This window comes from Nonomuraea sp. NPDC003560 (assembly GCF_042878785.1).
Classification (GTDB): Bacteria; Actinomycetota; Actinomycetes; order Streptosporangiales; family Streptosporangiaceae; genus Nonomuraea.
Genome location: NZ_JBIAOF010000001.1, coordinates 1 through 14,450, shown reverse-complemented (window position 1 = coordinate 14,450; position 14,450 = coordinate 1). Strand labels below are relative to the sequence as shown.

The 14,450-nt window shown below is 69.8% G+C and carries 12 protein-coding genes and 2 rRNA genes; 1 reads left to right on the top strand and 13 read right to left on the bottom strand.

Annotated features, from left to right (window positions below; translation table 11 throughout):
- Window positions 1–401 precede the first annotated feature (401 nt).
- From ACFYUV_RS00070 to ACFYUV_RS00020, 11 genes are all read right to left on the bottom strand, one after another.
- Entirely contained in the window at window positions 402–1,154 is a 753-nt protein-coding gene (locus ACFYUV_RS00070) for a TIGR03936 family radical SAM-associated protein (protein WP_352329263.1), read from the bottom strand.
- Between the two features lie 152 nt (window positions 1,155–1,306).
- Window positions 1,307–3,217: a TIGR03960 family B12-binding radical SAM protein gene (locus ACFYUV_RS00065; RefSeq protein WP_387663376.1), complete on the bottom strand. Its 1,911-nt coding sequence runs from the start codon at window positions 3,215–3,217 to the stop codon at window positions 1,307–1,309.
- Window positions 3,218–3,286: 69 nt separating this feature from the next.
- On the bottom strand, window positions 3,287–4,450 hold the full coding sequence (gene rodA, locus ACFYUV_RS00060) for a rod shape-determining protein RodA (RefSeq protein ID WP_358283960.1): 1,164 nt from the start codon (window positions 4,448–4,450) through the stop codon (window positions 3,287–3,289).
- The gene (gene mrdA / locus ACFYUV_RS00055; protein WP_387663373.1) at window positions 4,447–6,495 is read right to left on the bottom strand and encodes a penicillin-binding protein 2; all 2,049 of its coding nucleotides are present in this window, start codon (window positions 6,493–6,495) and stop codon (window positions 4,447–4,449) included. Before mrdA ends, rodA begins: the two co-directional genes overlap by 4 nt.
- Window positions 6,492–6,956 (bottom strand): rod shape-determining protein MreD, encoded by a 465-nt coding sequence (gene mreD / locus ACFYUV_RS00050; protein ID WP_352328456.1) that lies wholly within the window; start codon window positions 6,954–6,956, stop codon window positions 6,492–6,494. Before mreD ends, mrdA begins: the two co-directional genes overlap by 4 nt.
- A 90-nt stretch (window positions 6,957–7,046) precedes the next feature.
- A complete protein-coding gene (gene mreC / locus ACFYUV_RS00045) occupies window positions 7,047–7,925 on the bottom strand; it encodes a rod shape-determining protein MreC (RefSeq protein WP_387663371.1) in 879 nt (292 codons plus the stop codon).
- Complete coding sequence (locus tag ACFYUV_RS00040) at window positions 7,925–8,956, bottom strand: rod shape-determining protein (RefSeq protein ID WP_352328454.1); 1,032 nt, start codon at window positions 8,954–8,956, stop codon at window positions 7,925–7,927. Before ACFYUV_RS00040 ends, mreC begins: the two co-directional genes overlap by 1 nt.
- Before the next feature lie 273 nt (window positions 8,957–9,229).
- The gene (ndk, locus tag ACFYUV_RS00035; protein WP_352358020.1) at window positions 9,230–9,640 is read right to left on the bottom strand and encodes a nucleoside-diphosphate kinase; all 411 of its coding nucleotides are present in this window, start codon (window positions 9,638–9,640) and stop codon (window positions 9,230–9,232) included.
- 166 nt (window positions 9,641–9,806) lie between these two features.
- Window positions 9,807–11,378, bottom strand: coding sequence for a hypothetical protein (locus ACFYUV_RS00030; protein ID WP_387663369.1), 1,572 nt, complete (start codon window positions 11,376–11,378; stop codon window positions 9,807–9,809).
- Between the two features lie 11 nt (window positions 11,379–11,389).
- Window positions 11,390–11,731, bottom strand: a complete 342-nt coding sequence (locus ACFYUV_RS00025; protein ID WP_387663367.1) for a DUF4233 domain-containing protein — start codon at window positions 11,729–11,731, stop codon at window positions 11,390–11,392.
- Complete coding sequence (locus ACFYUV_RS00020; RefSeq protein ID WP_387663365.1) at window positions 11,728–13,053, bottom strand: bifunctional folylpolyglutamate synthase/dihydrofolate synthase; 1,326 nt, start codon at window positions 13,051–13,053, stop codon at window positions 11,728–11,730. The genes ACFYUV_RS00025 and ACFYUV_RS00020 overlap by 4 nt, the downstream gene beginning before the upstream one ends.
- A gap of 155 nt (window positions 13,054–13,208) precedes the next feature.
- Here ACFYUV_RS00020 and ACFYUV_RS00015 point away from each other — a divergent pair, with 155 nt between their 5' ends.
- Complete coding sequence (locus tag ACFYUV_RS00015; protein ID WP_358283946.1) at window positions 13,209–14,042, top strand: carbohydrate-binding protein; 834 nt, start codon at window positions 13,209–13,211, stop codon at window positions 14,040–14,042.
- A 122-nt stretch (window positions 14,043–14,164) separates the two neighbouring features.
- Here the strand turns inward: ACFYUV_RS00015 and rrf are convergent.
- Together rrf and ACFYUV_RS00005 are read right to left on the bottom strand one after the other, a co-directional pair.
- Window positions 14,165–14,281: ribosomal RNA gene (gene rrf, locus ACFYUV_RS00010) — 5S ribosomal RNA — on the bottom strand.
- Between the two features lie 72 nt (window positions 14,282–14,353).
- Window positions 14,354–14,450 (bottom strand): 23S ribosomal RNA (locus tag ACFYUV_RS00005); the annotation flags it as partial.

Below are 14,450 nucleotides of genomic sequence, written 5' to 3'. Positions count from 1 at the left end.
CCGCGCCCGGCGTCGGGCGCGGGTTCGCCAGCAGCGCGCTGCACGGCGTTGGTCTGCACCGGTTGCACGTCGGCAACCGACGGCGCGGCCTGGGCGGCCGCGACGGTGATCGGGGCGGTGGCGGCCGGCTCCTCCGGCAGCTCCGGCGGAGGACCCGCCGGGCGGCTCGCGGAACGGCGGCGCCTGGTCACCTTGGGCTGTTCAGTTGTCTCCCCGTCAGGGCCAGTGGCCCCGGCGTTGGGCTCGTTGTCGAGCATGCGGGCGCTCTCCCGTCAGCTCCCGGGCGCGTCGCCGCGCCGCGCAGGAGCCCTCGTGTCTCGTTGTCCGCCCCCGCCTCCGGAAAGGAGGCGCGGGCGCCAAGTCCTGTCAGCGGTGGCGCCCCGCTCGCGCAGGGCACCTCCTTAGCCGACGACGTGCTCACCCGCCGGTCCCGCCTCGCCGCCGCGCGTCGTATCGCGGTCAAGGCCGAGCGGGTCGGCAAGCGCACCGGTACCGGCGTCGAGCGGCCCCTGCGCCAGCCTGGTCACCTCGGGGGGGACCGGCGGCGCGAAGTCGGCCACAAGGCGCAGCCCTGTGAGCACATCATCGGGTCGAACGGCAGGCGTCATGTGCCGAACAACCATGCGCAGTATGACACACGTCTGTCCTGGCACCTGAGCTGCGGTTCTGTCTGTTCCCTCGGACACCACGAGCCCCAGGACGGCCTCCCGCGCGTCGAAGCGCCGGGGGCCCTTCTTGGTGAGGCGCTCGACCTCCACGGTGCCCGCCGCGAGGAACTTCTCCACCGCCGTCTCGGCGAGCTCGCGATCGGCCCCGGGCAGGCGTACCTCCCAGTCGGAGACCTCCAGGCGGTCGGCCAGCCCCCCGGGGCCCGCCTGCACGACGTCGAGCACGTCGAGACCGGGCGGCAGTGACGCGTCCAGGCTCGACTTGACCTGCTCGGGGTCGCACAGCCTGGTGACACCGATCTCGAGGTACTCGGCCTCGCTGGCGACACCGGTCGGCGCTGCGCCCGCGTAGGAGATCTTCGGATGGGGCGAGAAGCCCGCGCTGAAGGCCACCGGAATGCCGGCACGGCGGACCGCCCTCTCGACGGCCCGCGAGATGTCGCGGTGACTGGTGAAGCGCAGACGTCCGCGCTTGGCGTAACGCACGCGAAGGCGCTGCACCGTAGGCGCGGGCGGAGGCCCGTCGGGAACAGGTTTCAGAGCTTTGCGTCCTTCCCTTGTCAGAGTTCCTTCTCCCAGGATAAGCCGCCGCGACACGTGTATGTGTACGCCGTGACACGGCTCGCCCACTGAGCGCGCTAGACCACGGTGAGAGGAAGGAGCTTGCGCCCTGTCGGGCCTATCTGGATCTCGGTGCCCATGGTCGGGCAGACCCCGCAGTCGTAGCACGGGGTCCAGCGGCAGTCTTCGACCTCGCCACCGGACACGGCCTCCTGCCAGTCCTGCCAGAGCCATTCGCGGTCGAGCCCGGCGTCGAGGTGGTCCCACGGAAGGACCTCGTTCTCGGCCCGCTCACGCGTGGTGTACCAGTCGACGTCGACGCCCGCCTTCTCGGCGGCCTGCATCCATCTGTCGTAGGAGAAGTGCTCGCTCCACCCGTCGAACCTGCCGCCGGCCTCCCACACGGCCCTGATCACCGCGCCGACCCTGCGGTCGCCGCGCGAGAGCAGGCCCTCCACGATGGACGGTTTGCCGTCGTGGTAGCGGAAGCCGATAGCCCGGCCGTACTGCTTGTCGCCGCGCAGCGAGTCGCGCAGCGCCTTGAGCCGCCGGTCGACGGTCTCGTGGTCGGCCTGCCCGGCCCACTGGAACGGGGTGTGCGGCTTGGGCACGAATCCGCCGATGGAGACGGTGCAGCGGATGTCGCGGCTGCCGGTCGCCTCGCGGCCCGCCTGGATGACCTTCTTGGCCAGGTCGGCGATGCCGAGCACGTCTTCGTCCTGCTCGGTGGGCAGCCCGCACATGAAGTAGAGCTTCACCTGCCGCCAGCCCTGCGAGTAGGCGGTGGTGACCGTGCGGATGAGGTCTTCCTCGGTGACCATCTTGTTGATCACCTTGCGCATGCGCTCGGAGCCGCCCTCCGGGGCGAACGTGAGACCCGAGCGCCTGCCGTTCCTGGAGAACTCGTTGGCCAGGTCGATGTTGAACGCGTCGACCCGGGTCGAGGGCAGGGACAGCGAGGTGTTGGTGCCCTCGTAGCGGTCGGCCAGGCCCTTGGCGACCTCGCCGATCTCGGAGTGGTCGGCCGAGGACAACGACAGCAGGCCGACCTCGTTGAAGCCGGACTCCTTGATGCCGTTGTCGACCATGGCTCCGATCGTGGTGATCGAACGCTCCCGCACCGGACGGGTGATCATGCCCGCCTGGCAGAAGCGGCAGCCGCGCGTGCAGCCGCGGAAGATCTCCACGCTGAACCGCTCGTGCACCGTCTCGGCCAGCGGCACCAGCGGCTTCTTCGGATAGGGCCACTCGTCGAGGTCCATCACGGTGTGCTTGTGCACCCGCCACGGCACGTCGGACCTGTTGGGCGCGACCCGCTTGATGCGCCCGTCGGGGTGGTAGTCGACGTCGTAGAACTTGGGCACGTAGACGCCGCCGGACTCGGCGAGCCGCATCAGCAGCTCGTCGCGCCCGCCGGGACGCCCCTCGGCCTTCCACTCACGGATGACCTCGGAGATGGCGATCGAGATCTGCTCGCCGTCGCCGAGCACGGCCGCGTCGAGGAAGTCGGCGATCGGCTCGGGGTTGAAGGCCGCGTGACCGCCGGCGAGCACGATCGGGTCGTCCTCGCCCCGGTCGACCGCGTTGAGCGGGATCCCGGCGAGATCGAGCGCGGTCAGCATGTTGGTGTAGCCCAGCTCCGTCGAGAACGACAGGCCGAGCACGTCGAAGGCGCGCACCGGCCGGTGCGCGTCGACGGTGAACTGCGGCACGCCCTCGGCCCGCATGAGGGCCTCCAGGTCCGGCCAGACCGCGTAGGTGCGCTCGGCCAGGGTGCGGGGCAGCTCGTTGAGGATCTCGTAGAGGATCGCCACGCCCTGGTTGGGCAGCCCGACCTCGTAGGCGTCCGGGTACATCAGCGCCCACCGCACGTCGGCGGAGTCCCAGTCCTTGACGGTCGAGTTGAGCTCACCCCCGACGTACTGGATGGGCTTCTGCACCTTGGGCAGCAGCGCTTCCAGGCGGTGGAATATCGACTCGACAGGCATACCGTCCAGGGTAGCGGCGCGCGGACGGTGACAAATCCGGCCCGCCGGCGGACGGCCCCCGTTACGCGCTCAGTTGAACGACTGCCGCCGCACTCTGATGGCCAGAAGCAGCCCTACCGCCATGAGGTTCGCGAACGTGGCAGTGCCGCCATAGGACACGAAAGGCAGCGGCAGACCGGTGATCGGCATGATCCCGATCGTCATCCCGACATTGATGAACGTCTGGAACGCGAACCAGCACACGATCATGCCCGCGACCAGCGTGCCGAACCGGTCGTCGCAGTGCCTGGCGACCTTCAGCCCGCGCAGCAGCACCACGCCGAGCAGCAGCACCACGGTGACCGACCCGATGAACCCGAACTCCTCCCCCGCCACCGTGAAGATGAAGTCGGTGTGCTGCTCGGGCACGAACCGGCCGGTCGTCTGCCCGCCGCCGAAGAGCCCCTTGCCCAGCAGTTGCCCGGAACCGATCGCGATCAGCGACTGCGTGCTGTTGTAGCCCACCCCGCGCGGATCGACCTTCGGATCGACGAACGCGGTGAACCGCGCCACCTGGTACGGCTCCAGCAGGTTGAACCAGAACACGCAGAACACCCCGGCCGCCGCCACGAGCACCAGCCCGACGATCCACCGCTTGCGCACGCCTCCGATCACCAGCCCCGCGGCCGTGATCACGGCGAGCACGAGCGCCGTGCCGAGGTCGGGCTGCAGCATCACCAGCCCCATCGTGATACCCGCCGCGACCAGGGCCAGCGTGATGTCCAGGGCGCGCGGCCGGTCGCTGCCCTCGGCGGGCTGGGCCAGCAGCATCGCGATGATCAGCAGCAGCCCGACCTTGGCGAACTCCGACGGCTGCACCGCGAACCCGCCTCCGAGCAGGATCCACGAGTGCGACCCGTTGATCGTCGCGCCCAGCGGCGTGATCACCAGCGCCAGTCCCACCAGCGACACCAGGAACACCAGCGGCGCGTACGCCCGCATCGCCCGATGGTCGACCATCGCCACCACGGCGCACAGGGTGACGCCGATGACCTCGTTGAGCAGGTGTTTCTTGACCAGCCCGGTGGCGCCGGGCGCCCACGTGCGGGTCGAGGACCACACCAGCAGGGTGCCGATCAGGCACAGCCCGGCCACCGCGACCAGCATCAGCCCGTCCATGCGGCGCACCACCGAGTGCTCGCCGATCGCCCGCTGGATGAGCGAGGGCCGCCGCGCGGCCACGGCACGGTTCATTGGTGGATCACCGTCCCGTCGGGCGCGAACTTCGGCAGCTTGGTCGGGAGTCTTCCGCCGGGCACGGCGGCCGGCTGCCCCTTGAAGCCGTAGATGCCCTCGTAGATCTCGCGTGCGGCCGGCGCCGCGGTCGAGGCGCCCATGCCACCCTGCGACACCATGACGACCACCACGAACTGCGGATTGTTGGTGGGCGCGAACGACGCGAACCACGAGGTGTCCTTCTTGCCCCACACCTCCGCGGTACCGGTCTTGCCGCCGATGCGCACCTTGTCCATCGGGAAGCCGGTGAACGCCCCCGCCGCGGTGCCGTCGGAGGGCACCTGGCTCAGCGCGTTCTTGATGTAGTTACGCTCCTTGTCGCTGATCGGCAGCTTGCCGACCACCGGCACGTCGATGGTCTTGACCACCTTGCCGTCGGGCCTCACCTGCGCCCACCCGATGCGCGGACTGCGGACCTTGCCGTCGCTCACCAGCGCCATGTACGCCCGCGCGAGCTGCATCGGCGTCACCAGGACGTCGCCCTGACCGATGGCGAAGTTGGCCGAGTCACCGGGCCGCAGCAGGAAGCCCTCGGTGCAGTTCTCCAGGGCCAGGCGTTTGAGGAAGTCGGCCCGCGCCCGGTCCTTCTCCTCCGGATATCCCTTGCGCGACCGCTCGCAGCTCGTGGCGCTGGTGCGGTTCCACAGGTCCTTCTTCCAGGCCCGGTCGGGGATGCGCCCGGAGGACTCGCCCGGCAGGTCGACCCCGGTCGGCCGGCCGAAGCCGAAGGCCCTGGCCGTGTTGGCGAACACCTCCTTCGTGCGCTTCTTCGGGTTGCGCCCGCCGTCCTTCAGGTACTGCTCGTACGCCGCCCGGTAGAAGATGGTGTCGCACGACTTGACCAGCGCCGTGTGCAGGTTCATCTGCCCGAGGCCGATCCCCCGGAAGTTGCTGAAGGACCGGTCGCCCACCATGTACGCCCCGGGGCAGTCGTACGTGCCGTTGAGCGGATACCCGGCCCGCAACATCGCCGACACCGACGACACCTTGAACGTCGAACCGGGCGCGAACTGCCCGTTGATCGCCCGCGACACCAGCGGCTTACCCGACTTGTCCGACAACAGCCACTGGTAACCCTTGGCCGAGATGCCACCGGCCCAGATCTCCGGGTCGTACCCCGGCGCGCTGGCCACCGACACCACCCGCCCGGAACGCGCGTCGAGCACCACCGCGGCGCCGCCGTCGGCCCCGGGCGCGTTCTTCATCGCGTTGGCGAGCGCCTTCTCCGTCACCGCCTGCACCCGCGCGTCGATGCTGGTCACCAGGTGGTCGCCGGCGACCGGCGGCACCTGCTCCTCGACCCCGAGTGCCTTGCCCATCCGGTCGACCTGCACCCTGCGCAGCCCCGACTTGCCACGCAGCGCGTCGTCGTAGACGTACTCGATGCCGTCGCGCCCGGCCAGGTCGACACCGGAGAAGCTGGCCTTGAGCCCCTCGCGCTTCTCCAGCTCCGCCTCGGTCACCGGCTGCAGGTAACCCAGCATCTGCGCCCCGGCCCGTCCGCCCGGGTACTGCCGGACGGAGTGGATCTCCGCGGTCACCCCCGGGAACTCCTCCTGCCGCTCCAGGATCTGCAACGCCTCGCGCGTGTCCACCTTCTCGTCCAGCGGAACCGGCTGGTACGGCGACCCCGTCCAGCACGGCTTGCCCACCCCCGGCCCGCAGGGCGTGATGCGCTGCCGCAGGTCCTTGACCGGCCGGTCGAGCACCGAGGAGAGCCTGCGCAGCACGCTCATCCCCCCGCCCGGCATCCTGTTCAGCTTCGTCCGGTCGACGGACACGACCAGCGCCGTCCTGTTGCGCACCAGCGGACGCCCCGACGAGTCGAGGATCTGCCCCCGCACCGCGGGCACGATCACCGTGCGCGTCCTGGTCTCCATCGCCCTGGTCACGAACTCCTGGCCGCGCACGACCTGCACCTGCCACAGCCGTACGGCCAGCACGACGAGCAGCAGCACCACCAGGACGTGCAGCACCAGCAACCTGGTACGCATGCGGATCATGTCGAGTACCTCGGCTGTCTCCCCCGGGTGGCCAGCCAGATCACCACCGGCGCCACGATGAGCGTGTAGAGAACGGTGACGGGCACCTGCTGGGTCAGCGTCGCCAGCGACACCCGCGGATCGGACAGCAGCCCGGCCACCCCCACGGCCACCAGCGGCGCGATCAGCACGCACAGCACGACGGTCGTCGCCGGCCCGCCCGCGCCACGCCCCGCCACATAACCGACCACGGCCAGCACGAACGCGTACTGGCCCATCAGATGCGCCGTCGGCGGCACCAGGTCCACCAGCAGCCCCGAGAAGAAGCCGACCATCGCCCCCGCCACCGGCCCGCGCTCCAGCGCCATGCCCACCACCGCCAGCAGCACCAGGTCAGGCGCGCCACCCGCCGGCAACGGCAGCCGGTTGACCAGCATGACCTGTGCCAGCAACGCCAGCACCACGACCATCGCCCCGATCACCGCGCCTCCGTCCCCGCCGAAAGCAGCACGCTTCTCATCCCCCGATCACCACACCAGCAGCGGCCTCGCCGGAGGGCGTGCCGTCGCCGATCACCGCGCCCCCTCCTTGACCGGCAGGACCGCGTCACGCGGATCCCGCTTAGGCCCTTCGACCACCACGCCGACCACGTCGAGCGCCGTCAGGTCGGCGAACGGCCTGGCGTAGGCGATGCGGGTCAGCTCCCCCGGCGTGGACTCCACCCGCTCGATCACCCCGATCGGCACCCCCGGCACGTACGGCCGCCCGTTCTTGGAGCCGAAGCTGACGATGCGACCGCCCCGCTCCATCGGCGCCGTCGAGTCGAGCAGCCGGAACTGCACGAGCCGCCCGTTCTCGCCCACCCCGTGCACCACGCCGATCTCCTGGCCGCCCTCCAGCCGCCCCCCGGCGGCCGAGGCGGGGTCGCTGAGCAGCACCACCGTGGAGGTGGCCGACGAGGCGTGGATGACCCGGCCGACCAGCCCGTCACCGTTGAGCACCGTCATGTCGGGACGCACCCCGTCACCGGTGCCCACGTCGATCTGCACGCTGTCCTCGAACCCCGGCTGCCCGCGCCTGGCCACCACGTTGGCCGTGACCACCTTGTAGCCGCCGGTGCCGGAGAGGCCGAGCAGCTTCTTCAGCTCCGCCGAGCGGGTGGCGTCGAGCGTGCTGGAGGACAGCCCGGCCCGCAGCCTGGCGTTCTCCTCCTGGAGCTGCTCGATGTGCCGCTGCGCGCTGGGCGCGCTTGCCAGGGCGTGCAGGAAGCCGCCGACGGGACGCACCACGCCCCCGCCGAACCGCTCGGCCGCGCCGAACACCCAGGCCCCCGCCGAGCGCAGCGGACGCAGCGGTGAGCTGTCGCCCGCACGATGGTCGATGGTCAGGACGACCAGCGCCGCCATCAGCAGCACTCCCAGGATCAGCCGGGCCCGGCGCGAGTCTCTCATCAGTGCCGCGACTCCGGAACGAGCACCTGCTGCAGGGCCTCGAACTCCTCGGCGCACTTGCCCGAGCCGATGGCGACCGAGTCGAGGGCGTTCTCCACCAGGTGGACGGGCATGCCGGTCTCGGCCTTGACCCGCTCGTCGAGCCCCTTGAGCAGGGCACCGCCGCCGGTCAGGGCGATGCCGCGGTCCATGATGTCGCCCGACAGCTCGGGCGGGCACTTGTCGAGGGTGGTCTTCACCGCGTCGACGATCGCGTTGACCGGCTCCTCGGTGGCCTTGCGGATCTCCTCGCTCGACACGATGATCGTCTTGGGCAGCCCGCTGATCAGGTCGCGCCCCCGCACCTCCGCGTGGGTCTCCTCGCCGTTGGGGCAGGCCGACCCGATCGCCATCTTGATCTCCTCGGCGGTGCGCTCGCCGAGCATCAGCGAGAACTCCTTCTTGGCGAACGTGATCACCGCCTGGTCGAGCTCGTCGCCGCCGATCCTGATCGACTGGCTGGTGACCACACCGCCCATCGAGATGATGGCCACCTCGGTGGTGCCGCCGCCGATGTCGACCACCATGTTCCCGGTGGGCTCGTGCACCGGCAGCCCGGCCCCGATGGCGGCGGCCATCGGCTCCTCGACGATGTAGACCTTCCTTGCGCCGGCCTGGTATCCGGCTTCCTTCACCGCGCGCTGCTCGACGCTGGTGATGCCGCTCGGTACGGCGATGATGATGCGCGGCTTGGCGAAATGGCGTCGTCTGTGCACTCGTTGGATGAAGTAGCGCAACATCCGTTCGGTGACGTCGAAGTCGGCGATCACGCCGTCCTTCAGCGGGCGGACCGCGACGATGTTGCCGGGCGTACGACCGATCATTCGCTTTGCCTCGATGCCCACCGCCACGATCTTGCCTGTGGTGGTGTTGATCGCTACGACTGACGGCTCATTGAGCACGATGCCCCGGCCACGCACGTATACCAACGTGTTGGCGGTGCCCAGATCGACCGCCATGTCACGGCCGAGAAACGCGAGCTTGCTGCCCATGGGGAACGGAGCCCTCCGTATCGTCGTTCGCGAATGACTACGGATCGAATTCGAATCGTAACGTGACGTACCCACCAGTGAGCGCAATGAGCCCTCGCGCTCCACAAAAATCTCCAGCCCCTACCTCAACCTGGATTTTGCCCGAATTGCACCCACACGACCGGATCAACTGCGCCCGCGCCTGCCAGACTCGGTGAACGCTACAACCCGCCGCCGACAAAAAGACGCGCCCGCACGGCGTGAAGCCGGCGGGCGCGCGGGTGAAGCTGACTGCTAGAAGCGGTCGGGGAAGAAGATCTTGATCTCCCTGGCCGCGGACTCGGGCGAGTCGGAGCCGTGGACGACGTTCTCGCCGATCTCCAGGGCGTGGTCGCCGCGGATGGTGCCGGGGGCGGACTTGACCGGGTCGGTGGCGCCGGCCAGCGCGCGGAAGGCCTCGATGGCGCGCGGGCCCTCAAGGACCAGGGCCACGAGCGGCGCCGAGGTGATGAAGTCGACCAGCTCGCCGAAGAACGGCTTCTCGGCGTGCTCGGCGTAGTGCGCCTTGGCGGTGTCGGCGTCGAGGGTGCGCAGGTCCATCGCCACGACCTTGAGGCCCTTGCGCTCCACGCGGGCGATCACGTCACCGATGAGGCCACGCTTCACCCCGTCGGGCTTGATCAGGACAAGAGTGCGCTCGGACACGTGTGGTTCTCCTTTGAACAGATTCGGGTCGCGGCTACGGGCGCCTGGCCTGACCACGAGGGCGCTCCGCGGGGCACGGGCCCTCGCGTCGCCATAGCCGTCGCTCAGCTTACCGTCCGCACCCACACCCTCGGCGCCACAGGCATGACGCGCGCGGGCGAGGACTTCAGGACCGCTCGCCGTCCTCCGGGGAGGGCGCCTGCGGCGGCACCGCGGGCACGGGCTCGGCGGGCTCGTCCTCCTCGGGCGCGGGAGAGCCCTCGGGTACGACCGAGCCCCACGTCGTGACCGGCTCCTGCGCCGCGGCCCCGCGCTCACGACCGGCCCCGACCGCGACCTCCGCCGGCTCCTCACCGGACGGCGGCTCCTCCTCCCGGGACGGCCGCCGCCCCATCACCGCCGCCAGCACGATCACGCCCACCAGCAGGAACCCGCCGATCAACGCCCACCAGTGCAACGCGCCCACGAAGCTGTCGACCAGCTCCTGGCGCGACCCGACCCCCTCCAGCATCCACATCTGCACGCCGGTGCCCAGCAGGTAGCCCGCCAGCACCCCGGCGACGCCCAGCGACAGCCCGAACGCCGCCGCCCCGATCCCGACCTCGCCGAGCGTGGCCGTGACGGCCACGGTCGCGCCCACCGCGAGCAACGTGAACGGCACCGCCAGCACCAGCCCGTCGGCCGACGGGACGACCAGCCGCACCGAGCACAGGCCGACCACCATCGCCAGCAGCCCGAGCGGCGCCGCCAGCCGCCCCACGCCCTTGGCGAACATGCGCACGCCCACCCCGGCGACGACCGCGAGCACCGCCGCCACCCCGAACGGCGTCCACAGCCCGCGCAGCCCCGGCCCGCCCAGACCGCCCATCTCCACCAGCGTGACCTGCGCCGTGCTCGGCAGCAGCACCACCCCGACGGCCACCATCGTGTACGCGTGCGTGCGGCCCTCCGCCCGGCCGATCGAGCCGAGCGCCAGCAGCCCGGCGATCGCCACCCCCGCCAGCAGGATCACCGGGACGACGCCCCACCCCGCGCTCGCCGTGCTGACCGCCACGACCGCGATGGCCGCCGCGGGCACGGCCGCGAGCAGCAGCCGGCTGCGCTCCCTGGCGTCCGGCGCGGGCGCGGGCGCCCGCCCGGCGAGCCTCCAGACCAGCAGGTACGCCGCCGCCAGCGCCAGCGCGACCCCGGTGGCCATCGGGTACGGCTGCAACGTGACCTTCCAGCTCGTCACGTCGACCAGCGGCCAGAGCGCGAGCGCCTGAGCCTCCAGCAAGCTGACGCACAACACCCCGGCCCACAGGCCGCGCAATGCGGGCGTACGGTCCCAGACCGCCACCAGCGTGGCCGGCACGATCAGGCCGCCACCGACGCCGCGCAGCACGCGTACGACGCCGACGACCAGCTCTGAGGCCGCGTATCCGCCCGCCGCGTCGGCCACCGCCACCAGCGCGAGCCCCGCGACCAGCACGTGAGCCACCTTCATCCGCCGCAACGCGACGGCCGCGAGCGGCACCGTCAGCATCAGGGCGGGCAGCGCCAGCCCGTGCGTACGGCTCAGCCCGATCTGGTCGAAGTCGCCCGGCAGCAGGTCGGCGACCACGGACAGCGTGTTGGGTATCGTGACGATCGCCAGCGGCAACGCCACGAGGACGAGCAGCCCGAGCACCACGTCGAGCAGCCAGGAATGTCTGAGGCCAGCCGGAAGCGGCGACCGTTGAATCGGGGGGACGGCCATGTAGGCCGACTTTAGCGGGAAGTCACGCCCTCGACACGGCGAGCTACGATAATCGCGGTGATCCACAGCGCCGCGAAGATCGCGCCGAGGAAGAACATGGTCGGCACGATGAAGCCCGTGGCGATGGCCAGCACCTGGATGACGCTGCCCATGACGTATCCGAAGGGCCGTTTGAGCAGGCCCGCGGCGACCACGCACAACACCAGCAGCCCGATGCCGACCGCGACGGCGAGCGCGGGGGCCACGCCGCCCACGGTGATCGCCACCGGCGTGATGAGCCCGGCCACGATGGCCTCCATGCCGAGCACGCTCGCGCCGAGCCTGCGCATGCCCGGTGTGACCTCGAAATTCATCTCACACCATCCGCCTTGAGCAAATGCCGGGCATCTCCGGCAGTCACCACCGAACCGGTGATGAACACCCCGGTCCCGCTGAACTCGCCCTCCGCGTCGGCGATGCCGATGCCCCTGTCGATGGCCTCGTCGAGCCGCTCGACGACGTGCACACGGTCCTCGCCGAACAGCGGCACGGCCAGCGCGGCGAGCTCCTGCGCCGACAACGACCTGGGCGAGGAGTTGCGCGTCACCACGATCTCGTCGAGCATCGGCTCCAGCAGCTCCAGCAGGGTCTCGACGTCCTTGTCGCGCATGACGGCGACCACGCCGATCACCTTGGCGAAGTCGAACGCCTCGTGCAGCGCCTCCAGGCTCGCCTCCAGCCCGCCGGGGTTGTGCGCCGCGTCGATCACCACCGTGGGCGTATGCCGTACGACCTCCATCCGGCCGGGCGAGGCCGCCTGGGCGAACGCCTGGCGCACCAGATCCGCGTCGAGCGGATCGTCGCCACCGGTCAGCGCCTCGACGGCGGCCAGCGCGCACACCGCGTTGCTGGCCTGGTAGCTGCCGTAGAGCGGCAGGTAGATCTCGTCGTAGACGCCCTTGAGCCCGCGCAGGGTGAGCAATTGCCCGCCCATCGCCATCTCCCGGCCGAGCACGCCGAACTCCAGCCCCTCGCGGGCCACCACGGCGCCGACCTCGGCCGCGCGGCGTATCAGCACCTCGGCCGCGGCCAGCTCCTGCTGAGCGAGCACGGTAGTGGCGCCCGGCTTGATGATCCCGGCCTTCTCCCCGGCGATGCTCGGGATGTCAGGACCCAGACGATCCATGTGATCGAGGGAGATGGGCGTGATGACCGACACCAGGCCGTCGGCGACGTTCGTCGCGTCCCACGAACCGCCCATGCCGGCCTCGATGACCGCGACGTCGACCGGCGTGTCGGCGAACGCCGCGAACGCCATGGCCGTCAGCAGCTCGAAGAACTGGATGCGCCGGTGCCCCTGCGCGTCGGCCAGCTCGACGTAGGGCGCGATCTCCTCGTAGACCTCGGCGAAGCGCTCCTCGCTCAGCGGCTCGCCGTCGACCGTGATGCGCTCGCGCACGGTGACCAGGTGCGGGCTGGTGAACCGGCCCACCCTGAGGTTGCGCTCGCGAAGCAGCGCCTCGGTCAGCCGCGCCGTGGTCGTCTTGCCGTTGGTGCCGGCGATGTGTATGACCGGGTACGCCCGCTGAGGCGAGCCGAGCAAATCCATGAGCGCAGCGATCCTGTCGAGCGTCGGCTCGAAATCCCACTCGACGCCCCGCTCCAGGATGGCACGTTCAACCGCACGATAATCCACCCCTCAACCCTACTGACCACGCGTAGCGGTCTGGACGCGGGGCAAACATATCGTGAATCGTATAGAAAATTAGAGGGTACTCACCTCCGCCGCAGGGTGCCACCTTGGAGAACAGCCTGCTCTACCCCCCAGCAGGCGCTTTCAAGGAGGCCATCGTGGAAGGCGAGAACACTCGCGAGGAAAGGCAGCGCGGAATCACCAGAAAGGCGCTGTTCAAGGCGGCTCTCATAGCGACACCGGTCCCGTTCCTGATCGGCGAGGTGCCGGCCCTGGCCCGCACCATGGCCGGGACCGGCCAGCAGCTGGAGCCCACCCCGTTCTGCGACGACGGTGACGATCTCACGATCTCGCAGACCGAGGGCCCCTACTTCAAGCCCAACTCCCCCCAGCGCTCGACCCTCCCGGGCTCGGGCACCCCGCTGACGGTGAGCGGATACGTGTTCGGACTGTCCTGTCAGCCACTGGCGAACGTCCTGCTCGACTTCTGGCAGGCCGACACCAACGGCAACTACGACAACGTCACGTACAACTTCCGTGGGCACCAGTACACGAACGCCCAGGGGGCCTTCAAGCTCACCACCATCGTGCCCGGCCTCTACCCCGGCCGTACCCGGCACATCCACGTCAAGGCGCAGGCTCCGGGCCGTGGGATCCTCACCACGCAGCTCTACTTCCCGGGCGAGCCGCGCAACAACACCGACAGCATCTACGACCCGAGACTGCTCATGAACGTCCGCCCCGTCGGGTCGGGGAAGGAAGCGACGTTCGACTTCGTGCTCAACGTGCAGGGCGTGCCACCCACACAGACGCCCACTCCCACGCCCACGACTAGCCCGTCTCCGGGCGGCGGAACCTGGAAGGTTGGGGTGACCTACCAGGCGGGTGACCAGGTAACCTACGGCGGGTCGACGTACCGGTGCCTGCAAGGGCACACGTCAATGGCCGGTTGGGAGCCACCCAACGTGCCGGCTTTGTGGCAGCGCGTCTGACCCACTGGTCCCCGAACGCAAAAAAGGGCCACCCCGGCTGCTGGGGGTGGCCCTGTTCGTGTTGTCATGCCGGTGAATGCGAAAGGGCCCCACACAAGCGTGTGGGGCCCTTTCGAAAGATTGTCCGGCGGTGACCTACTCTCCCACACCCTCCCGAGTGCAGTACCATCGGCGCAGAGAAGCTTAACTTCCGGGTTCGGAATGTAACCGGGTGTTTCCTTCCCGCCATAACCGCCGTAACCCTATGAAACAAACAAACAGAACTGTTTGCTGTCTCAGAATTGCCTAGTGGACGCGAGCAAAAAAGCTTTGAGGTCAAGTCCTCGGCCTATTAGTACCGGTCAGCTCCACACATTACTGTGCTTCCACCTCCGGCCTATCAACCCGGTCGTCTACCGGGAGCCTTAC

Bases quoted from the DNA above. Each gene is read 5' to 3' on its own strand.
- ACFYUV_RS00065 (WP_387663376.1), bottom strand. From the start codon at position 3,217: ATGCCTGTCGAGTCGATATTCCACCGCCTGGAAGCGCTGCTGCCCAAG.
- rodA (WP_358283960.1), bottom strand. From the start codon at position 4,450: ATGAACCGTGCCGTGGCCGCGCGGCGGCCCTCGCTCATCCAGCGGGCG.
- mrdA (WP_387663373.1), bottom strand. From the start codon at position 6,495: ATGATCCGCATGCGTACCAGGTTGCTGGTGCTGCACGTCCTGGTGGTG.
- mreC (WP_387663371.1), bottom strand. From the start codon at position 7,925: ATGAGAGACTCGCGCCGGGCCCGGCTGATCCTGGGAGTGCTGCTGATG.
- ACFYUV_RS00040 (WP_352328454.1), bottom strand. From the start codon at position 8,956: ATGGGCAGCAAGCTCGCGTTTCTCGGCCGTGACATGGCGGTCGATCTG.
- ACFYUV_RS00030 (WP_387663369.1), bottom strand. From the start codon at position 11,378: ATGGCCGTCCCCCCGATTCAACGGTCGCCGCTTCCGGCTGGCCTCAGA.
- ACFYUV_RS00025 (WP_387663367.1), bottom strand. From the start codon at position 11,731: ATGAATTTCGAGGTCACACCGGGCATGCGCAGGCTCGGCGCGAGCGTG.